General features: G+C 33.2%; 25 protein-coding genes and 3 pseudogenes. 21 read left to right on the top strand and 7 right to left on the bottom strand.

Annotation, left to right across the window (positions count from 1 at the left end; translation table 11 throughout):
• Positions 1–83: 83 nt before the first annotated feature.
• The 3 genes and pseudogenes from BQ2679_RS10585 to BQ2679_RS02740 form a co-directional block, all read right to left on the bottom strand.
• Positions 84–182: pseudogene (locus BQ2679_RS10585) on the bottom strand (ClbS/DfsB family four-helix bundle protein); the annotation flags it as partial.
• A gap of 64 nt (positions 183–246) precedes the next feature.
• Positions 247–759 carry a GNAT family N-acetyltransferase gene (locus BQ2679_RS02745; protein WP_075565676.1) on the bottom strand — a complete coding sequence of 171 codons (513 nt, stop codon included), beginning with the start codon at positions 757–759 and terminating at the stop codon, positions 247–249.
• Between the two features lie 61 nt (positions 760–820).
• Positions 821–1,162, bottom strand: a complete 342-nt coding sequence (locus tag BQ2679_RS02740) for a helix-turn-helix transcriptional regulator (protein WP_075565679.1) — start codon at positions 1,160–1,162, stop codon at positions 821–823.
• A gap of 248 nt (positions 1,163–1,410) precedes the next feature.
• On the opposite strand from BQ2679_RS02740, the gene BQ2679_RS02735 reads away from it, so the two are divergent.
• The 18 genes from BQ2679_RS02735 to BQ2679_RS10845 all read left to right on the top strand — a co-directional run bounded on the left by BQ2679_RS02735 (position 1,411) and on the right by BQ2679_RS10845 (position 16,778).
• Positions 1,411–1,593: a hypothetical protein gene (locus BQ2679_RS02735; protein ID WP_000204837.1), complete on the top strand. Its 183-nt coding sequence runs from the start codon at positions 1,411–1,413 to the stop codon at positions 1,591–1,593.
• Between the two features lie 225 nt (positions 1,594–1,818).
• Complete coding sequence (locus tag BQ2679_RS02730; RefSeq protein WP_075565682.1) at positions 1,819–2,811, top strand: replication initiation protein; 993 nt, start codon at positions 1,819–1,821, stop codon at positions 2,809–2,811.
• Positions 2,808–3,011: a DUF3173 family protein gene (locus BQ2679_RS02725; RefSeq protein ID WP_000998327.1), complete on the top strand. Its 204-nt coding sequence runs from the start codon at positions 2,808–2,810 to the stop codon at positions 3,009–3,011. Before BQ2679_RS02730 ends, BQ2679_RS02725 begins: the two co-directional genes overlap by 4 nt.
• Complete coding sequence (locus tag BQ2679_RS02720; RefSeq protein WP_045593954.1) at positions 2,998–4,137, top strand: tyrosine-type recombinase/integrase; 1,140 nt, start codon at positions 2,998–3,000, stop codon at positions 4,135–4,137. The genes BQ2679_RS02725 and BQ2679_RS02720 overlap by 14 nt, the downstream gene beginning before the upstream one ends.
• A gap of 233 nt (positions 4,138–4,370) precedes the next feature.
• Positions 4,371–5,603 carry a replication initiation factor domain-containing protein gene (locus BQ2679_RS02715; protein WP_075565914.1) on the top strand — a complete coding sequence of 411 codons (1,233 nt, stop codon included), beginning with the start codon at positions 4,371–4,373 and terminating at the stop codon, positions 5,601–5,603.
• Between the two features lie 13 nt (positions 5,604–5,616).
• Positions 5,617–5,847 carry a hypothetical protein gene (locus tag BQ2679_RS02710; protein ID WP_075565912.1) on the top strand — a complete coding sequence of 77 codons (231 nt, stop codon included), beginning with the start codon at positions 5,617–5,619 and terminating at the stop codon, positions 5,845–5,847.
• Positions 5,847–6,404 carry a conjugal transfer protein gene (locus BQ2679_RS02705; protein WP_075565909.1) on the top strand — a complete coding sequence of 186 codons (558 nt, stop codon included), beginning with the start codon at positions 5,847–5,849 and terminating at the stop codon, positions 6,402–6,404. Before BQ2679_RS02710 ends, BQ2679_RS02705 begins: the two co-directional genes overlap by 1 nt.
• Positions 6,405–6,415: 11 nt before the next feature.
• Positions 6,416–7,402: a conjugal transfer protein gene (locus BQ2679_RS02700; protein ID WP_075565903.1), complete on the top strand. Its 987-nt coding sequence runs from the start codon at positions 6,416–6,418 to the stop codon at positions 7,400–7,402.
• A 9-nt stretch (positions 7,403–7,411) separates the two neighbouring features.
• Positions 7,412–7,636, top strand: coding sequence for a TcpD family membrane protein (locus BQ2679_RS02695; RefSeq protein WP_001091687.1), 225 nt, complete (start codon positions 7,412–7,414; stop codon positions 7,634–7,636).
• Between the two features lie 2 nt (positions 7,637–7,638).
• Entirely contained in the window at positions 7,639–8,049 is a 411-nt protein-coding gene (locus BQ2679_RS02690) for a conjugal transfer protein (protein ID WP_049496147.1), read from the top strand.
• Positions 8,050–8,062: 13 nt separating this feature from the next.
• Positions 8,063–10,567, top strand: coding sequence for an ATP-binding protein (locus BQ2679_RS02685; protein ID WP_075565901.1), 2,505 nt, complete (start codon positions 8,063–8,065; stop codon positions 10,565–10,567).
• A gap of 11 nt (positions 10,568–10,578) precedes the next feature.
• Positions 10,579–12,438, top strand: a complete 1,860-nt coding sequence (locus BQ2679_RS02680; RefSeq protein ID WP_075565899.1) for a conjugal transfer protein — start codon at positions 10,579–10,581, stop codon at positions 12,436–12,438.
• A 1-nt stretch (position 12,439) separates the two neighbouring features.
• Positions 12,440–12,664, top strand: coding sequence for a hypothetical protein (locus BQ2679_RS02675; protein ID WP_075565897.1), 225 nt, complete (start codon positions 12,440–12,442; stop codon positions 12,662–12,664).
• 18 nt (positions 12,665–12,682) lie between these two features.
• Positions 12,683–13,783 carry a CHAP domain-containing protein gene (locus tag BQ2679_RS02670; RefSeq protein WP_075565895.1) on the top strand — a complete coding sequence of 367 codons (1,101 nt, stop codon included), beginning with the start codon at positions 12,683–12,685 and terminating at the stop codon, positions 13,781–13,783.
• Between the two features lie 94 nt (positions 13,784–13,877).
• Positions 13,878–15,044: a hypothetical protein gene (locus BQ2679_RS02665; RefSeq protein ID WP_244491695.1), complete on the top strand. Its 1,167-nt coding sequence runs from the start codon at positions 13,878–13,880 to the stop codon at positions 15,042–15,044.
• Positions 15,034–15,210, top strand: coding sequence for a hypothetical protein (locus tag BQ2679_RS10815; protein ID WP_159427230.1), 177 nt, complete (start codon positions 15,034–15,036; stop codon positions 15,208–15,210). The genes BQ2679_RS02665 and BQ2679_RS10815 overlap by 11 nt, the downstream gene beginning before the upstream one ends.
• A gap of 66 nt (positions 15,211–15,276) precedes the next feature.
• Positions 15,277–15,549: a helix-turn-helix domain-containing protein gene (locus BQ2679_RS02660; RefSeq protein WP_075565893.1), complete on the top strand. Its 273-nt coding sequence runs from the start codon at positions 15,277–15,279 to the stop codon at positions 15,547–15,549.
• Positions 15,550–15,560: 11 nt separating this feature from the next.
• A complete protein-coding gene (locus BQ2679_RS10845; protein WP_075565890.1) occupies positions 15,561–16,778 on the top strand; it encodes a tyrosine-type recombinase/integrase in 1,218 nt (405 codons plus the stop codon).
• 575 nt (positions 16,779–17,353) lie between these two features.
• Here the strand turns inward: BQ2679_RS10845 and BQ2679_RS02650 are convergent.
• Together BQ2679_RS02650 and BQ2679_RS02645 are read right to left on the bottom strand one after the other, a co-directional pair.
• Positions 17,354–17,794, bottom strand: a complete 441-nt coding sequence (locus tag BQ2679_RS02650) for a hypothetical protein (protein ID WP_075565889.1) — start codon at positions 17,792–17,794, stop codon at positions 17,354–17,356.
• A 9-nt stretch (positions 17,795–17,803) separates the two neighbouring features.
• Complete coding sequence (locus BQ2679_RS02645) at positions 17,804–18,493, bottom strand: DUF3800 domain-containing protein (protein ID WP_075565884.1); 690 nt, start codon at positions 18,491–18,493, stop codon at positions 17,804–17,806.
• Between the two features lie 185 nt (positions 18,494–18,678).
• On the opposite strand from BQ2679_RS02645, the pseudogene BQ2679_RS02640 reads away from it, so the two are divergent.
• A pseudogene (locus BQ2679_RS02640) lies at positions 18,679–18,969 on the top strand (tyrosine-type recombinase/integrase); the annotation flags it as partial.
• 98 nt (positions 18,970–19,067) lie between these two features.
• Here the strand turns inward: BQ2679_RS02640 and rpsI are convergent.
• Positions 19,068–19,154, bottom strand: a pseudogene (gene rpsI / locus BQ2679_RS11190) (30S ribosomal protein S9); the annotation flags it as partial.
• Between the two features lie 141 nt (positions 19,155–19,295).
• Complete coding sequence (locus BQ2679_RS02635; protein ID WP_048775675.1) at positions 19,296–19,796, bottom strand: hypothetical protein; 501 nt, start codon at positions 19,794–19,796, stop codon at positions 19,296–19,298.
• Between the two features lie 147 nt (positions 19,797–19,943).
• On the opposite strand from BQ2679_RS02635, the gene BQ2679_RS02630 reads away from it, so the two are divergent.
• Both BQ2679_RS02630 and BQ2679_RS02625 read left to right on the top strand, forming a co-directional pair.
• Positions 19,944–20,132 carry a hypothetical protein gene (locus BQ2679_RS02630; protein WP_000171300.1) on the top strand — a complete coding sequence of 63 codons (189 nt, stop codon included), beginning with the start codon at positions 19,944–19,946 and terminating at the stop codon, positions 20,130–20,132.
• Complete coding sequence (locus BQ2679_RS02625; RefSeq protein WP_000240415.1) at positions 20,125–20,736, top strand: Fic/DOC family protein; 612 nt, start codon at positions 20,125–20,127, stop codon at positions 20,734–20,736. Before BQ2679_RS02630 ends, BQ2679_RS02625 begins: the two co-directional genes overlap by 8 nt.
• The last annotated feature ends 344 nt before the right edge of the window (positions 20,737–21,080 follow it).

The raw sequence follows: 21,080 nt of genomic DNA, 5'->3' as shown, positions 1-21,080 counted from the left end.
ATAAATCAACATTCTTTTTAAGTATTATTTGCAAAAAACAAGATATTTTGTCTGTTTAGCTACCAAAAAGATACCATATCTGCTTATTTTTTCTTACAATTTTTTTGATGTGCTTTTAATTTCTTCATCGCCCAATCATAATGACTTGAAGTAGTGCTTACAAAATACGAACCAAGTACACTTAAAAAAGTAGACGAATGTCTACTAGAAATGTTGAGGTTTGGCAAACGTCTGGTAATGATGATGCTATAGATTCCTTATCTCAAATACTGCCGTATTAATCCACTCGTTATTCATTTGAAAGTCATTTTCTATGATTTTACTAAAGGTAAAACCATTTTTTAAAAGCACTCTCTGAGAAGCCAGATTGTACGTTGCCGTCCCCGCGATAATCTTATGTAAACCATAAGTAGTAAAGGCCTTTTCTAAAACGAGTTTAACCGCTTCGCTGGCATATCCTAAATTAGTAACATTTTCTCCAATCCTATATCCAAGTTCTGCTGTTTTTCTATCCTTCCCTAAAACACTTAAATTGATTCTTCCAACCATAATACCTTGTGCATCTCTAATAAGATGCATGTAGACGTCATGATTCTCTTGTTCCCTTAACAATTCCCTTGTAATTTCTTTAAAACTTTCTGAATCAAAATAGTGAGCTGGTCTAGGAGGTAAACTTCGCTCAAAATACTCTCTATTTTCTTTTTCAAAAGAATAAACATCTATGCTATTTTCTTCAGACATCAACTCTAAACTTATCATTGTAAACAATCTCCTATCATTCTCTAAACTCAAATTCACTCATGTTCACACAAAGTGACATTTACAAAATATCTCTTAAATTTTGGTCTCTTTTCCAATGAGCCTCTTTCTTATTAGCAAGAAAGTTTTCTAAAAAAGTAATAATTTCTTTTTTGTCTTCTTCGGTTAGTTCATACTCTCTCAATAAACTAACAATTTCTTCTAGTCCGTCATCACGTCCTTTTAAAATCTCAAAAGATGTACCAAAGATTTCAGCTAATTTTTCTACTGTTTCATCTTTCGGATTTCTCCCTCCGTTTTCCCACCTAGCGTACTGGGCTTGAGCTACACCTAACTTTTCAGCAACTTCTAATTGAGTAAGTCCTGCATCTAGTCGGGCTTTTTTTATATTGTCTTTTAACATTTTAAAATTCCTTTCGTTTTTCTATTGACTTATAACCAAAATGGTTGTATTATACTTATATAACCAAAACGGTTATATAAAAACAAAGCATACAAAATAAGTGATACTAGTTAAATTTATGAGTATGCAAAAACACCCCAGAAAGCTCTGCAAAGCGTTCTGAGGCTTTCGTTTAAAACCAATACAATTATACCAAAATGGTAATAAAAAGTCCATAAAAAGTGAGATATGGCTAGATTGAGGATATTATGACATCAACACAATTGGCATTTCAAAACAACAAAATTAACAATACTCATTCTTTTTATTCGCCTAGTTTAGAAGAATATATTCAAGTAAATGATGATGTATTTAACGATATTCGAGACGAAGAAATTGAACTTCGAGCACTTGAACTGCTCTCGAGTTTTCTAGACAAGTATTTTGGGTAGTTTAAAAACTAATAAATTAGAGATTGGGAGACAAGTGCAAGGGCGCAAGCCGAAGGCAGAGCGCCCGAAGCTCGAAGTTCTCCCAATCTCTAACATAAAAGCTGGCGTTTCTAACAGCCAGCAATCCGATACACTTAAGGCAACGTCCTAAGTAACGAGCCATTGGCAAAAATCAATAGTAGCAACGAATTACGCAGATTTTAAGCATAGAAAGGAGGCGTTACATTGAAAAATACCATTCAATCTCTACGAGAATATCAAAATAAAGTAGATTTATCAGAACTAGAAAAATCTATTTATATCAGTATTGACAGATTAACAGTAATCTTTGATAGTGAGAACCAATCACTTAGACGAATATTTCGTGAATTACGAAAATCACTCGATAATATAATTCAAGAATTTAGTATTCAAGAAAATCTAAGAGAAGACTATTTTACTCTTTATAAAACGATAAACGAAGATAGTATAAATCTAATTTTCTTTCAACTATCGGATTATGGTGGTTATCAAGTCATACGCCTAGACTTCAACCCAAACTCACTAAAAGAATTTGAGGGGTTACAAGTGTGGAGGCAGATTATGAATTACGCTCGATTAAATCGATTAGAAATTAGACTGTCACGATTAGATCTTGCTTTTGATATCTTCAATAGGCCAGAAATAGTTTTTTTACAACATATCAAAGGAGGGGTTAGTCATAAAATATTCTACGGTAGAGGGGGAAATATAGAAAGTAAATACTGGGGTGCAAGTGGTAGCAACGTTCAAGTACGTTTGTACGATAAGAATATAGAGGTATTAAGTCATAAAAGAGCTGATAAATTAAATATAGAGAGTAAGCCTTTTTGGTGGCGATTAGAGTTCCAACTTCGGACAAAGGCTATAAATGAAGAAACCATTTCAGAGATTTCTAAACGATTGGAGAATTTTAGCTTCTTTAGTCTTTCGAGTGTTCCAGATGATAGCAAAGCATTTGCCTATATTTTTCTTCATGAACCAGCACTCTTACCCGAATTATTCCCCTACCTCAAACCTAATACTATTAGAGTGAAAAAGACCAGACTTAGAAAACACCTAAAAGCATTTGATAGTAGCTCATTTTCTTTAGAACTACAAGATGCACTTAAAGAACAAACCCCACGATTAAATAATGAACTCAAACAATTAATAGGAGAATTCCTAGAACTTACTAGTAAAGGAGAAATTGACTTATGAACGATAAACTAACTATGACAGTACAAGAAATTATGGACTTAGGGTTTTCAAAATGGACTGCTTATAATATTTTACGGCAAGCAAAACATATTATGGTTGAACGTGGATTCGATTTTTATAATAATAAAGGACTTGGAACAGTTCCAGTATCAGTTGTAGCAGAGATACTTGGATTGGAGGAACTACATGTCAAAAACTAGATATACCGGTGTTACGAAAGATGATAAGACTGGCAAATATACTTATTATTTTAAAGCTGGAGTTGACCTAGCTACTGGTAAACCTTATCAAGAACGTAGACGTGGTTTTCAAACCGCAAAAGAAGCCTTTGAAGCACGTACAAGAGCCTTGAATAAGATACAACAAAAAGGAGGAATTAAGCATACTCAATGGACTTTTAAGCAGTTTATGGAAGAAGTTTTTATGCCAAATTATTACGCTACAACAAGTCCGGATCTCGAACACAGACGTCAAGTTATATTCGATGAATTTATTCAATACTTTGGTAAGAAAAAACCTAGAGAAATTACTACTTATGATGTGATTAATTATAGAAACGGTTTATTAGAGAGATATTCAAATTCATATGCAAGAAACAAGATGACATTGCTTAATCAAGTTTTGAAAACTGCGAAAAAATATGGGTTGATTTTTCATGAAATTCCCACAAGTAATATCAGTCCAATTCCAATCATAAAAAAACATATAGATTTTTGGACAAAAGACGAGTTCCAAAAAGTAATACAATCACTTGATAAAAAGAGTTATTTTGAGCACTTTGTTTATACACTTTTTTGGTTATATTATTTTACGGGAATGCGTGTAAATGAGGCGACTGCTCTTTATTGGGAAGATGTAGATTTTGAAAAGAAAACTCTAGCAATCAATCACAACTTACAGTACATAAACCGTGAAAATTGGGTTCGGCGTAACAAACTAAAAACGGAAAGCTCCAGACGAACCATTGGGCTTGATGATAACACTCTAAACGTACTTAAGGAATGGAAAGAACGACAAGCAAAAGTTGACAAGATACCATTCATTCTATCACTTGATGGAAATCCATATCGTAAGCGTAGTATTAGAGACCAGATTATAAAATACTCTAAACGTGCAGGTGTTAAATACATTCAACCCAAAGGTTTGAGACACTCTCACGCATCATTACTCATTAATGAATATAACGTAAATGCTCTATATATTCAAAGACGATTGGGTCATTCTGATGTCAAAACTACACTTAGTATTTATAGTCATTTATACCCAAACGCTGATTCCGAATTAACAGATAAACTCAATCTCATATCAAGTGATTTTATCGACTAAATCTATTTGGCTACCAAATTAGCTACCAAAAAAAAGAAATACACCTCAAAAGCCTCATTTTAAAGGGCTTTTTTTCATATTTTCCCACTATTTCTAACAGGGGGGTTACATTTGGCAAAAATGCCACATCCACCCCTCTTTATCCCTTATGGGAGTTGAGTTTACAGATTTCAAGAAGTGTGTAACTTTCATTAAAAAAGTGTGTCACTCTAAAAAAGGAGGTATACTCATGAATGGATAAAATCAGCCCATTCAATCTTAAAAAATTTCGTCAAGAAACTGGAATGAGTCAAAAACAATTTGCAGAAGCTATTAATCTTTCAATTAGAACCTACCGTTCATATGAATCTGGAGAACGAGGTTTAACTATCGAAAAGTTCCGAAATCTTAAAGAGAAATTGGGATTTCATAAAGAATACGAAAAAAATAGCCTGCGTGTTAGGATTGACTATGTAAGAATCTCATTCCCATCCCTACGAGATCTAGAAAGCTTTTGTAGTAACTTTCTCTATTGTCATCTCACAGAATTCACAGAACAAGAAACACGTCTCATGAATTACACTCATCTCTGGCAACGAGGAAATATTTGGATCTTTGATTTCTTTGATAAAGCAGAAACAAAAGATTTTCAAGCTTGTCTTCAATTATCCGGTCAAGGATGCCGTGAGATGGAAGTTCTTTTAGAACATAAAGGAGTAACCTGGCAGACATTCTTTCAAAATCTTCTCTATGCTTATGAGGATTGTCGGATTAAACGACTAGATATCGCTCTAGATGAACTCTACAAGGGGTTCGGCAGAGAGGATGAACAAATACATCTCCCTGAGTTAATAGAACGCCTATACGCAAAAGAAATCGTCCTAAAGTCACTTAAAAAATGGAATGTGACTGGTGGAGGTTCTTTTACAAATAATGAAGACATGGAAGCAAATCACGGACTATCTATTTATTTTGGTTCCCGTCAAAGTCAACTCTACTTCAACTTCTATGAAAAACGCTACGAACTTGCTCAACAGGAAAACATCTCCTTGGAAGAATCCTTGGAGATTTTTGGTATCTGGAATCGCTATGAAATTCGCTTTTCCGACCAAAAAGCACAAGGTACAATTGAGGAATATGTCAATGGAGTGGATCTTGGAGAAATTGCCCGTGGTGTCGTTAATAAAGAAATTCAAGTATATAATGGCACTAATCAATTCGGAGCTTATAAACCAGACGAAAAATGGCAAACACTTTTTGGAGGTGTTGAACCTTTAAATCTATCAACAAATCCACAACCATATAGTTTTGAGCGTACCATTCGCTGGCTAACCCATCAGGTGTCTAACTCCTTAGCACTCGTGAATGAAGCGGATAAAATTATGCAGACGGAATACATGAAAATGATTCAAAATAGCGGAGAAATTACAGATAGAGGGAATGCAATGCTAAATCTTATTAAAACAAATAAACAATACGAAATATAGAAAGGAATTATCCATGGAATATAAAGTAGAACTAAGCTCACTTGAAAGCTTTAAAGCATGGGCTGGTGCCCTAGATACATTAAACACCGTTCGAGAGCGAGGAGGAATGGATATCTTAACCACAATTTGTGAGGACATCTTTTCAGGAGACATTCCAACCGAAGTACAAATTAATGACTGGCTCTGGTTTGACTCTGACTTTATCTATCAAGCATTAGGTTATGAAGATTTATTAGAAAACTAATGTTTAAGAAAATATACAAGGAAGATTTGTTTCTTTTACCTGATAAAGAATTTTGGACATTCTATATCCTTTTACGAAAAGGAAAAGATTATTACCTAGAATGTGGCGCAAAGTCTAGAGAAGAATCTCCTAACTCAAGAGGATTTTATTCATACGAGCATGCCCTTTTCACAATAGATGGTGAGTTAATCAATTTCAACTTATATATGCGCCCTTCTCTCATAACCTATATTCAAAAAACTATTAAGGGAAATCAAGAAACATTTAGAAAGGAAATAATTATGGCTACAAAAACACAATTTGAAAAGAAAGTCTGTCAACTCTCCTATGAGTTTGGGGAATTACTCAAGAAAAAGGATCACAACCAGGCTTGGACAAAAGCTGGAGAGTTAAACGCCCTTCTTAAAAAAGAGGAAACTAAGGAACTAAAACAAGATTTAGTAGAGCAACTACAAAATGAATTGCGAGGATACTACTTTATCAACGGAGAGATTGAAAAAGCAAATAAACGACTCTATGCAAAAGGTTCAAAGTTTATTGAATTAGCTAATATTTAAAAGGAGTGTCTATGAATAAATCAAAGAACTACCTACTAAAATTTAGAAATTATCTCTCAAATTTTGAAAAGAAAGAGAAGAAAGGAAAACCACCAAAATTAAAAATTGTAAATAAAAAGACTGTAAACATAGCTATGATTGGAGGAATTTTTTTCCTCCTTTTTATTGGTCTAATGGGTTCTTTCCGAGCTATTACTCTTTCAAATCAAGTCACTTCTCTAAAAGAAAGTCTTAAGAGCATAGATACCACTTCAAATCAAACTAAAACGGAGCCTGATCAATACAACTATCAACTTCAATACTATCTGAATGACTATGTTTATGCTTATTTTACTCTATCACAAGATACCGATAAGCAACAAGAGCAAGTTAAACGATTAGAAAACTTCTACAACTTTGTTCCTGATATCAAATCACAAGGTCAAATCCGAAATCCAAGTGAACTTGTCTCAGCTCAATTACTGACTGTAGAAGATAATATTGCTAGGTATAAGATTAAATATAAAGAAAAGATTAATAATGAGAATGCCAAAGAATACCAGACAGGTTTTAACATACCTTTTGGAAGAAAAGATGGAAAATTCTTTATATCCGGACTACCTTGGTTCTCTGCTTTAACATCTTATCAAGCTAGACAGTTTAACGAAGAAGAAAAACTAAAATTATCTGCGACAGATCAATTCTCTGACTCAGAACATAAGAAAGTAGAGAAATTTCTTACGATTTTCTTTACAAATTATACTAGCAATCAAGATAATTTAAATTTAATTGCACCAGATATCACTGTTGTGTCTAATACAAAATTTAAAACTATCGACTATATTTATCTTAAAAATGAAGGAGACTCCCTCATTGCTTATGTGCAAGCTACTTTTGAAGTTGGAGGAAGTACTCACTCAGAAAACTTTACTTTTACCCTCTCAGAAAAAGAACAGACGTACTATGTCACAAAATTAGAACACACCATTCCATTAAATTATGCAAACGATAAAGAATAGGAGAAACATATGAATACTGGAAATCTACGAACATTTCTTCAAGGTGATGCCGTTTGGATCTTAGGTGCTATTGCTGTTCTATTAGCCATCAAAGCTTGGCGCAATAGTTCTTGGATTCAACTCCTTTCCGTACTAGGATTTTATGCCGTCATCGTCTCCCTTACCAAAGGACAAGATATCTTGAAAGCTTTTGGTTGGTTCCTTAGACTTTTCGGAATTGAAACAGGTCTTTAACCATGAATGAAGAAAAACTATATGACTACAGCAAGGGGCTAAACGCCCCTTATTGGATTCAAGAAATAAAAACAAAGCAAGGTACACGAATTTGGTATTTCGCTACACCAATGCAGTTATCTTTTTTTATTGTCTTCATCTTCATTTTTGTGATGATGTTGCTTTTTGGAGGATTTATTTTGATTCCAATCGCACAATTCACACACTCTATTTCACTACTACTATATTGGTATATTCCTTATAAATTAGCTAAATTTTATACCGAATACGAACCTCACGGTAAGAAAATGCATGTCTTCATTGGAGACTATATCATTTATCTTTTTGATTTTAAATTAAACAAAAAAGCAATCTACCACGAAGATCGAATAAACCCAATAGATGAAATAGTTTTTGAAAAAACAAATTTATAGAAAAGGAGGATTTATGAGTATTATCTTAACTTACCCATTTAAAACAACCAATAAAAATTTAGCACTCAAAAAAGATCAATCAGTTGTCGCTTACTACCGTATCCCTAACACTCCCATCACCATTACGGATGAATATAAAAAAGAGAAACACAAGATAACAGTTTCCCAAATCATGAAGAAACTAAAGAAAAATAAGCACTTTGAGATTTCACTAATCCCAAAAGATTACCTCTTAGAAGAGAAATTGCGAGACTTTTCTGAAGCTCTAGCAGATGATAGTCGGAAACTTGGAGAGGAACTTCTTCTCTATACCGTTGATAGACTAACTGATGAGATGGAAATCCCCTATCAGTACGATTGGGTTGTGGGAATCAAATTACGTAAACAAAACAATGGAGCAACTCTAAAAGAATTAGCTCTTGAGAACTTCACTGAATTATCTGAGAAAATTGCTAATGGCTTAGGATATGAATTCAAAACAAATTTGACTTGGTATGAAGATTATAAAAGCGATGAAGAAACTGTCTTTCAAGCTTTATCTACTCTTCGTGCTAAACGTCTTACCGATGAAGAGCTGTTTTATTACCAACGTATGCAATACCTTCGCTATATACCTCACTATAAGAAAGAAGTTCTTGCTAATCGTTCTCAATTCAATATTACAGATACTCTAATCAAAGTCCTAAAAGGTGGTTTCCTCAAGCTCGAAAGTCCTTATGGTTCGTCCTTTGTTACTATTCTTCCAATTGGGAAATATCCTGTGCAATTCAATGGTTTTCATTTAGGAGAGTTTGTCCAACGATTAAACTTCCCTGTAGAACTACGAATAAAGGCAGAATTCATTGATTCCAACAAAATAAAAGGGAAAATGGGACGCTCTAACACTCGCTTTAGGAATATTATGGAAGAGGCAGAAAACACCGATACTGTTCAACAAGACGAAATTATTATGGGTTCCATTTCCCTAAAGGATCTCATGAAAAAAGTGGGAAATAAGGAAGAAATCATCGAATACGGAGCCTACCTTGTTGTATCAGCCTCAAGCGTAAATCAACTCCGTCAAAGAAGACAAGTTATTCTAAATTACTTCGATGATATGGGAGTTGAAATTAGCGAAGCTTCTCAGGATGCCCCTTACCTCTTTCAAGCCCTTCTTTATGGAGAATCTCTTCAGAAAAAAACTCGGACATGGACACACATGGTCACATGCAAAGGTTTCTCCGAACTTATGCCCTTTACAAGTACTTCCTCAGGAAATCGTATTGGATGGTATATCGGCCGTGTAGATAACTGGATTGGACGCTGGGATAATATCGAAAAAGCTATCGATTCTTCAAAGAATATCGTCCTCTATAATGCCACTGTTGGAAACAAGGAAGATATCGCTGGTAAGATCACTAAAAACCCACACATCATCATTACAGGGGCAACAGGACAAGGAAAATCTTTCCTGGCTCAAATTATTTTTTTGAGTGTTGCTCTACAAAATGTCAAAACACTCTATATCGATCCAAAACGTGAACTTAGAAATCATTATCACGAAGTAATTAATTCTCCTCATTTTTCCGAACTATACCCAGAACGAAAGAAACAAATTGAAAACTTCAATTTTGTAACTCTCGACAGTTCTCTCCCATCAAATCATGGCGTGTTAGATCCAATTATAGTTCTTGAGAAAGAACAATCCGTAGAAGTTTCTAAAAATATGCTAGAGTTTCTTTTACAAGCTGTTGATGATGTCTCAATGGATCAGAAGACAGCAATCACAGAAGCAATCAATGCTATCGTAGAACGTAAAGCAACAGGTGAAAAAGTAGGATTCAAGCACGTTTTAGAATCTCTGAGAAGCTCCTCATCTCCTGAAATTGCTTCAGTAGGAAGATATCTAACGTCAATAGTGACTAATTCTATTTTAGAATTAGCTTTTTCTGACGGAACTACCCAAGGCCTTGACTATGAGTCACGAGTGACTATTTTAGAAGTCAACAATCTCAAACTCCCTAAAGACGACTCCACAAAAATCTCCGACCATGAGCGTAACTCCATAGCTCTCATGTTTGCGCTTGGTGCTTTCTGTACTCATTTTGGAGAACGAAATGAAAATGAAGATACAATTGAGTTCTTCGATGAAGCTTGGATTCTAATGAAATCCGCAGAAGGAAAAGCTGTAATTAAAAATATGCGCCGTATTGGACGCTCTAAAAATAATACTTTAGCACTGATTACACAATCTGTTCATGATGCAGAAAACGATGATGATACAACTGGTTTCGGTACAATCTTTGCATTCTATGAAAAATCAGAGCGAGAGGATATTCTAAAACATGTAAATCTAGAAGTTACTGAAAACAATCTAGAGTGGATTGATAATATGATTTCTGGACAATGTCTTTATTATGATGTCTACGGCAATCTTAATATGATTTCAATTCACAATCTATTTGAAGATATCGATATGCTTTTGAAACCAATGAAAGCCACTGTATCTTCAAGCCTCGAAAATAAATATGCTAGTTAGGAGGTGAATCTATGCAAGAGGCTTTTGACAAGCTCAAGGGAGTGGATATCTTCTCTCTTAAATCCTACATGGAACCAACAGGCTATGCTTCTTTTAATGGAGCTTGGGTTCTCATCAATGAACTTTTTGTCAATCTCTTCTTTTTCATCCTCAATGCTGTTGTTGGCTTTTTCTCTTTGTTCATCCGAATCCTTGAAAGCATCGACCTTTATAGCTCATATAAAACTTATATTTTTAACGGTGCAAAGAGTCTATGGAATGGTTTTACTGGTTCAACAAAAGGGAACGTTACTGATCAGTCATTAGTTGCATTACTTCTTTTGATACTTGGTTTTTATCTCTTCTACCAGTACTTCTTTTCTAAAGGCTCGTTTGCTAAAACTCTTCTTCACGTTTGTCTAGTCATTCTACTAGGATTTAGTTATTTTGGTACAATTGCTGGAACTTCTGGCGGACTTTATCTTCTTGATACCATCAATAATGTCTCGAAAGATGTCAAACAAAAAATTGTAAGTATTAAGGTGGACTATGCAAAAGGCAAATCTGTAAAAGTCGGTGAATCTATGGCGGATAGCTATATAGCTGAAACTTCCTACAAAGCCTATCTTTTTGTAAATACTGGCCAAGAGAACGGAAAATACAAAAACAGCCAAAATGGAAAAGAAGAAGATTTCGATGATAGCAAGGTGCTCGGAACTAGTGATAGTAAAGGAAATTTCACTGCTGTAAAAACAAAAGAACGTTCTCAATATCTAGACGAATTAGGGAATGGTGCTAATGAAGATGGTGAAAAGAATCGTTGGGTCTCTGCAATGCCAGACTTTATCTTTATACGCACATTCTATGTCATCTTTAAAGTATTAGAAGCATTTGTCTTAGCACTACCAATCATTGTTATTCAATTACTAAATATCATCGCACAAATTATAGTGTTAACAATGATTCTCATATTCCCAATCGTTCTTCTTATTTCTTTTATTCCTCGAATGCAAGATTTAATTTTTGGGGTTCTTAAAGTTATGTTAGGAGGTTTAGCCTTTCCAGTAATCTCTAGTTTATTAATCTTGTTAATTTTCTACATTGAAAAAATTGTAGAAAATATGATTATCACTAGTTTTGATACTATTTTGAAGAATCTGCCATCCTTAGTTCTACTCGGTCTAGTCTTTAAGTTATTAGTTTCGGTAGTTGCTAAAGGTGTCATCTACTTCTTAATATGGAAGTACAAAGCAGAATTAATTCAATTTATCCTTGGCTCTAAAGCTAGATTAATAACATCTGATATTGGTAATAAGGTTGAGAATGGTGTCACCAAAACTAAAGAAATTACATCTCAAATTCCAACTCAAAGTTTGAAGACAGCTCAACATCTTGGGAACTTTACACTAGCAGGTGCTGGATTTGCTAGTGGTATGGTGATGAATAGCAAGAGCCACTTCCAAAATATTGGCTCTTATTTTACACAAAGAGATACAAATCCATCTATAGAGAAATCACAGCCTGAATCAACTGAAACTCCAATTACACCAAAACTAACTGAAACAACTAATCCTCAAACAGAGACTGTTCAGAAAATTATTCAAAATCCAGTTGTTACTACTACTCTTCAACGAGAAACTACTCCTACAACCACTGATGAATTTCAAACTTTAAAGGAAGAACGTATTTCACCATTCAAACAACATAGAATTAATTCGATTGAACAACAACTAGAGAAATATAAAGATTCTCAGTCAATGTATAAAGCACAAGGTTCAAATGCTTTTACTCGTGCTTATCGTAAAACAATGACACGAGATAATAAATTGAAAGCAAATATCGAACGACGAAATCGATTGACTCAACGACTAAATCAACTGAGAGGAGAATGAAATGAACATTAAAATACGCTCAAGAATTGCCTTCCCAAAAATCCTTGAAGAAACACTTTACCAAGCTTATAGAGAAGGAAAACGATCCGTCGATTTCCTTCTTTTATTTCCTGTTTTAGAGGAAGAACAAGAACAAATTATCGACCAAGTTCAATCTCATGCTGTAGTTTTGGATGCTAAATGGAGATTTGGAACTGTCTTATTTACTGCTTATATTAGACACTAGAATTAGAAAGGAGATTCTATGAAAAAACTAAAATGGTATCTATTGTCCCACCTCATTCCATTAATAATTCCAGTCTTTGTAATTATAATCTTCATGGGAGCAATTGGAGGAAGTGCAAATAGTTCTTCCACAACATCAAAAGATTTCAAATATGCTGAGCACTGGTCAGACGGAGACCCCTATACACATAATCTCCTTGTTCATCGTTATGGTATCAAGGCTGAACAATTAGATGGCTTTTTAGATACATTAGGAATCTCCTTTGACCGGGATCGTATTAACGGGAGAAAACTTTTAGAATGGGAAGCTAAGTCTAATCTAGATGTTCGTGGTATTGTAGCAATAGCATTAAATGAAAGCTCACTAGGAACAGCTGGTGTAGCACGAAATCCTGGAGCTAATATGTTTGGCTTTGGTGCATTTGACTATAATCCAGAAAACGCGAATAATTTTAATGATGATATAGCTGTTGTAAGTTTAACTAAGCAAACGATTATTGGAAACAAAAACGAAACCTTTAAAATACAGGATGATAAAGCTCTCAAGTATGCGAACGGAACTCTTAATAGTTCTATAGATGGTGGAGTATATTTTACAGACACTAGCGGTTCTGGAAAACGGAGAGCAGAAACCATGCAAAAACTCGATCAGTATATAGATGAACACGGAGGAACTCCAAGAGCTCCAAAAGAAACAAATGATACTGGAAACAGAGTCAGCTCAAGTGAAATTCCATCAGGATATAGCATCACACAAACTATTGATACGACTAATTATATAGCTAGTAGCTACCCCTGGGGCCAATGTACCTGGTTTGTTTATAACAGGGCAAAACAACTTGGAATTACATTCGATCCCTACATGGGGAACGGTAATCAATGGATGGAAAAATCTGGGTATTCAACCACAAAAACACCTACAGAACACTCTGCACTATCATTCTCATCGAGTCAAGCTGGTGCAGATCCAGTATACGGGCATGTAGCATTTGTAGAGCAAGTTAAATCTGATGGTTCTATACTTATATCTGAATCGAATTTTAAGGGACTCGGAATAGTCAGCTATCGCACATTTGATGCAGAAACAGCTAAACAATTTACATATGTCTTAGGACATTAGAAAGCTGATTAAGTAGTACTACTTAATAGATAAATTTATACTGTTAATTTTTTTATTTAATGGTATAATTAATAAAAAATGCCTGGACAAAATTATGAACGAAACTTTAAAATCTAATCATCAAAATTTTGAAATAATTAAAAAAAATTTATCTAATTTTGAACTTTTCAATACAGAGGAAGCTAAAAAGGAAACAGATATTTTTAAGATTCCTAGTCCTTTCGAATATGCCTTGCCTAGACTCATTGAAGAAAAAACATCAATTAACTATACAGAAATGTTAGATACCGTTGGAAAACCATTATTTAATTTTGCTAACGAAAATAAAAAACGTTTTGAACATATTCTGGATAAAAATACTGGTTATCTCTTCAAGCTCGATTTTGAAAGTCTCTCCTCTGATGTAAAAGAAAAACTTAGAAAAGGAATTTACCAAATCGGTGAGTCTAGAAAAGTAGACGGAAATTTTAGAGCCGTAATAATCGATACAACAAAAAATAATGTTAGAGTTGAAGATGTCACATTGCAAAGAGTAAATGCTACCGAAGGAATGCCCGATACTGATATTGCTTCTCAGGTTTATCTTAAGGAAATTCATGATTTACTTTTAGATATAAAAGATAATCAAGATTTTCAAATAAAATGGGATAGAAACAATAGTATCTTACCACCCTTTTTCTCAGCAAGAACTAAAGTATTAGAGGCTCAAAATTCAATTTACCTAGATGAAAAAATTAAACTTTTGAACCAAGCAAATAGTTGTATGGAGGAAAGCGTGAGTGCAATTAAAGCTGACTTAATCTCCAACAAAGAAGAAATAATTAAAAGAACAAGTCAGTTCAACTACTCCAACAATTCTATAAAACAGCATGCTAACTTTATTCTTAATGACACAGAGATAATGACTAAGATAATTGGAATGCAAGTTTATATAGATTTAACTTTGGATAATCAAGCAATGGCAAACGACCGACTCCTTGCTTATCAAGGTTCAATGGAACTACTTACACAAAAGGATATTCTTGAGAATCAAAATCTTTTGATTAAACTAGTTCAACATATTTCACCTCAAAATCAATCTATTCCAAATAGAATTAGTTTATTAGAGTTAATTCACGATAATTACCAATATGAAAAGAATAATACTGATTTATTCTTAAACTTACAGAATAAACTAAATGAAGCAACAAAAATGGATAGTATCCGTCTAGCTGATAGCGAGAACTTAAAATTAGAAACAGGTAACAATAATGACAGCTGAAGATTCAATAAAAAAATGTATATATTGTAAAAAAACTTTGACAAGTAATCGCCATATTCCTCTTTGTAATGCTTGTAGGAATAAAGGGAAGAAAATTAGTCAAGTAATTGCTGGAGCAGCTGCATTTATACTAACTCCTACAATTTCTAAAAAATTTAAAAAATAAATAATCTATAACATAATTTTTGATTAAGCAAAGTTAAATACTTTGCTTTTTTTATTGGAGGAAACTATGCAAGTAACACTACCACAAGAGCAAACTCAAGAAATTCAACAAATGATTGCAACACTTTTAAAAAATGAAATCCATCACTTTAAAGAGGAAATTGGGGCAGATAGTCCTTTTCTCAATAAAAAGCAAACTTGTAACTATTTGGGTGTATCCAATAACACTTTAGATATTTGGATTGCTATGGGACTACCATATATTCGAATTGGAAAATCCATTCGCTTTAATAAAGAAAGTATCAATCAGTGGATGACAAGATTAGAAATTAGCGCATAAAGGGGAAAACAGTGGCAATAAAGAAAACAAAGAATGGAACATATCATCTAAAAGTATATATTCCAGCAGAAGTTCAAGGAAAACTCGGTTTAGGACAATATTTTGAGAAAAGATATAAAAGTAAACGAGAAGCAAAAGAAGCAGAAATAAAATTAAACATTGATATTGAAAATGCACGATTAGGTAGACAACCCATAGATTCAAAACTTAATGGTAATATCTTATTTAAAGATTTTTATAAAGATATTTGGCTGGAACCTTACAAAGCAGGTCAAACCACTACTACTATAAAACCTCCTACTAAAGCTACTATTTTTCAAACAGAGAATATTTTCAGATTACATATTCTTCCGATATTAGGGAAATACTCGCTAGAGCATTTAATAAATAATAAACAACTAGTTCTGTCACTCCTTACTCCCAAAGCAAATAGTTATGCTAATTTCAAGGTCATTAGGAGCTATGTAAATTCTGTTTTCGATTGGGCTGAGGAGCTTGAGTATATTCCATCAAATAAACTCCGAAAGACAATTAGTAGAATTAAAGCAAATAAAAAAATTCTCCTTAAAGAGAGTAAACGTGAAGAAGATCTTTCTCTCGATAAAGAGGAGTTGAAATTATGGTTACAAGCTTTTGACACTGATTTAGAGGAAGGACTTATTGAGCTAAAAGACTACACTCTCTTTTATACAACATTCTTCTTATCTGATCGAAAATCAGAAAGTTATGCTTTGCAATGGAAGCACATCAACTTTTCAACTGGAGAAATACTCATAGAACAAGCATTAGACCGTTTTGGCAATGTAAAATCAACTAAAGGTAACAAAAAAACTCTCTTTAAAGCTCCGACTGAATTGATGGAACTTCTAGCGAATTGGAAAGTTAGACAACAAGAAGAACTCAAACTTTTTGGACTACGACAAACACAGAAACAATTTGTGTTTACATATAATGACCGGACTAATAACATAAATTTACCTCTCCATACAGACTATCTCAACTACAGAATGAAATCTGTAAGAAATAGACATCCTGAACTTGCCCCAGCATCTCCACATAAATTGAGACACACAGGTGCTACTTTAGCGAAACGAGCTGGTATCTCACTAGAGACTATTTCTGAAGCTCTAACTCATAGCGATAAACAGGTAACAAAAATATATGTAAATACAGCTGATACCGTTAATCAGACAGTCGGTGAAATTGCTTTTAGGAATCTCAAAAAATGATTCAGGGAAATCTCAGGGAAATTTTCAGGGAAATTCTTGATTTTTAAACAAAAAAAGACATCCAAGAAATAATTCTTGAATGTCTGTAAACGTTGATATAATCGTATTGATTAACGTTTTGAGAATTGTGATGCTTTACGAGCTTTCTTAAGACCTGGTTTGAACATCTCGTATTTGAATGAATTTCAATATATGCTAAATATCAATGTTTCCCCACGTTTTCAGAAAGAAATATTTCATCTAATTTGAATAACTTTCAATTGAATGGTGTGAATTTTACCTTAAAAATACACGAATTGAGCTAGATTTTATCGAAAAGTTCACACCATTATGAAATATACTAAAACAGGAGTTAATAAAGTATGATTCCTGTTTTTATATATCCGCTATTTATTAAAATAATAAAAAGAAAAACCTGATAACTAAATTATCAGGTATCTATACACTGATTTAGGGCTCATTGTATGCAGCCTTTGTAAATCCCAAACACTAGGTGAAGGACAAATAATGTAGAAAACTTCTACCACTCTATATCAATTATATACTATCTCAAGAATTAATTCAAGACTTTTTGCTCAAAAAATTATCCGAGGACTATTTTTAATTTTATTCAATACATTAATATCATCCACCACATAAGCTGTAACAAATTTAGCTAGATTTCGCTCTCTATTAGTGAAACGAATTACAACAACATACCCATCAGGTGTTACTAACGAAACACGTCTCCTAGAATCATAGCATTTCTTCCCACTATCCCAACCTTGAAATATTGATATTTGTGAATCTTCTAGTACTTTTTTAATCCAGTTAATCCGCCTAGCTCTGTCCAGATCAAACCTATCTTTAAATCCCTGACGACGATTCGTTCTTCCATAAAAAGCATGATCAAAAGTAGCCCTATCAAATGAAACTCTCACCCCGTAATGCGTCGTTATAGGATGAGAACAATAATGCGCATAATAATGTTGTCTATAATTATCTTCTGTACCTAAGTTTAAAAATTCCGAATACATAAACACCACTTATCTCAATATAATCTTAAATATGTTAAACTTCTTTTCCGATGATGTTGTTGGTTCAATCTTGTTATCTATAATATTCTCAATCAATCTAACAATTTCTTTTTTAGCAGGTGAAGTAATAGACTGATTGAATACTGAACTAACCGCACCTATTAATAAATCGGCTAGCTGTATAAAAACAGAATCTGAAGACGGCAGGGCTAAAACACTATCAATATCACCAAAAGAAGATTTACTCAAAAAATACTGTAAATCTGATAATCGAGAATTTTGTTTATTAGCTTTGTCATCTAAATAAATACGATACGAAGTGTTCCCGTCAATCCATTTAATCAATAATTGATAATAAAATTTGTAAAAACCTAGTTCGCTATCAGATTCGTGAAAAAGTTCCATATCGATTTTTTCAGAATCAACCACAATACAACGAAATCTTATTTTAGGATTACTAAAAAAATATTCGACGACTTCTTTATAAAAATCTATTTTTGATGGAGATACTTTAGTCCACTTAAATTCCGCTGAAATTTTATTTTTTTTCTTCAAAAACTCTAACTTATTTTTTACTTTTTTTCTCTCTTCTTTATCAATCCAAATCCCGCCTATAACCATATATTTCTCATGGTTACTTTTAACTTTCCTTGAATAAATGGCTTCTGGTCTACTTTCATCACAATAAATTTCAAACATATTATCCTCTCAACTTCTCAATCCATTCAATCATTTCCAAACCTATATTGCATAATTAGCTATATAAAACTATTTTACTTCATTATACCATAAAGTATAAATCTTTGGCTTTGAAGTTCCATGACTCAACCTGAATAATTTTTATCTCCTATATCAAATACATTAAACATATGTTTCAATTTCTATTAATTACGTATATTGATACAAAAGGGAATGTAAACAGTTGTCTCCATACTGACTATCTAAATTATAGAATGAAATCAGTGAGAAAAAGACACCCTGAACTTGCACCAGCATCCCCTCATAAATTAAGACACACAGGAGCTACACTTGCAAAACAAGTAGGACTTTCACTCGAAGCTATTTCAGAAGCTTTAACCCACAGTGATAAAGAAGTAACTAAGACTTATGTAAACACAAAGGATACTGTAAATCAGACTGTTGGCGATATTGCATTTCGTAGTTTAAAAAATTGATGGGGTGAATTTTGGGGTGAACTTTAATTTTTTGAAACAAAAAAGACATCCAAGAGTAAACTCCTGAATGTCTGTAAACGTTGATATAATCGTGTTGATTAACGTTTTGAGAATTGTGATGCTTTACGAGCTTTTTTCAAGCCTGGTTTGGAAACACTTCTATTTGAACACGTTTCAAGATGCGCTTAAAATCAATGTTTTCTCACGTTTTCAGAAAGAACAATTTCATCTAATTTGAATAACTTTCATTTGAATGGTGTGAATTTTACACTAAAAATACACGAATTGAGCTAGATTTTACCAAAAAGTTCACACCATTGATTCAATTATTTTTTGTTACGTACGTTTTTCTTAGATGATAGACTTCCTAATGTATTTCTTATAGCATTTGAACAAACCTCTGTTAAAGGTTCTCCTATTGCCTCCTTGTAATTAAATCCTAATAGTTGCATAGTCTTTAAAGTATCCTTATTAAGTAGAGCAACCAATTGTTTCATTGAATCTTCTTTCCCATCTTCAACATTAGTAAATGAAGATAGAAGAGAAATAACCCGTTCTAAAGTGTTGTGCAAATACTCAATATCTTTATCATCAATATGTACTTTTTCATATTCTTCTTTATATGCCTGAGCAATTCTGATTGCCTGTTCTCGTTCCGAAAGTAACTCATTTACAATTTCATCATAAGTATTTCGTAATTTATCGGCGTTACGTTCTTCCTTTAATGATTGAATTTTACTATTCACTAGTGTTGTTGTTCCCTTAAATGTTAGAGTTCCCAATTCAATCCCTGCTTTTACTAAAGCTTCTGTAATATATGGCTCCATGCTATACCTCTGTTATTTCTTTTTATAATAAAACTATTTTATCATAAATCTACATTAAACATAATATATCTTTTAGTCTCTATCCCTTTAGGTAAAAATACCGATTTTATGGTATAATAAAGGTAACGTTATATAAGGAGGTGTGCCATGACTCTTGATGTAAATAAAGAAGAATTAACAATTTTAGGGATTCCCTTTGATAATTTTTCAGATTTCGATACCGTCTGGTATGCTATTGGATCATCAATGATTGAAAATTATGAACCTACTGTTCAAGATGTGATTGATTTAAAAACTTATGTTGTCAATAGACGAAAGGAATTGAATATTGGTTAAAAATCAATACGAAGGCTATAAGTACATTGACCCTAATCATCAATATACCTATCCAAATTCCACAGTATTAATCAACAAACAAAATGTTACAAATATTGAAGAAGCCTACCGAAATGAACACTTATTCGTTACTAAAAGACTTGCAGACTTGCGCTTGAAAGCCATTGAAGTCTATTCCATGAGTAATATTTTAGCCATTCATAACTATTTGTTTCAAGACGTTTATGCCTGGTCAGGACAATATCGCAAGGTGAATATCTCTAAAAGTGGTAATCCTTTTATGTCGATACAGTCGTTTAATGCTGCAGAAACTTATATAAATCATCTCATTCATTCCTATCATCAAACTGCCAACTCAAAAGACGAAATCATTAAACATTTAGCAAAAATTCTTGATAATCTTAATTATTTCCATCCCTTTAGAGAAGGAAATGGGCGAACTCAACGAGAAGTTATTCGTTCCTTAGCACTATTAAAAGGGTATTCTGCACAAATACGAGTGGAACAAGATGATGAAGTTTACAACCTTTATATGGACGGAACTGTCTATGGAGACTTAGGGAAGTTAGAAGAATTATTTGGTAAAATATTAAAAGAAATATAGGTTGTAATACTTGATAATTACAAAGGTGAGATAGGGATTCACTACACGTCAATAGACGTGAGAAACCTTGATTTTAAGCGATTCTTAAAATTCTAAATTTCACTATATTGCAATATAAATCAACCGAATCACTACCTTTTTCACTACCTTTTTTGAAATAAGAATATTGATTCGGATATATAAAAGAAGAGGAACTTTAGTATGAAGCTCCTCTTTTTTATTTGTTCTTTTACTTACAAATCGTATGACCTGGTTTGGAAAGTATGAATTTCAGTTGGACTAAAAACAGCGTAATATCAAGACTTTTCTCCGCTTTTATAAAAGCTTTTTTCCAATCAAATTCA

The organism is Streptococcus timonensis, assembly GCF_900095845.1.
Taxonomy (GTDB): Bacteria; Bacillota; Bacilli; order Lactobacillales; family Streptococcaceae; genus Streptococcus; species Streptococcus timonensis.
This window is presented reverse-complemented; position numbering and strand designations above follow the sequence as displayed.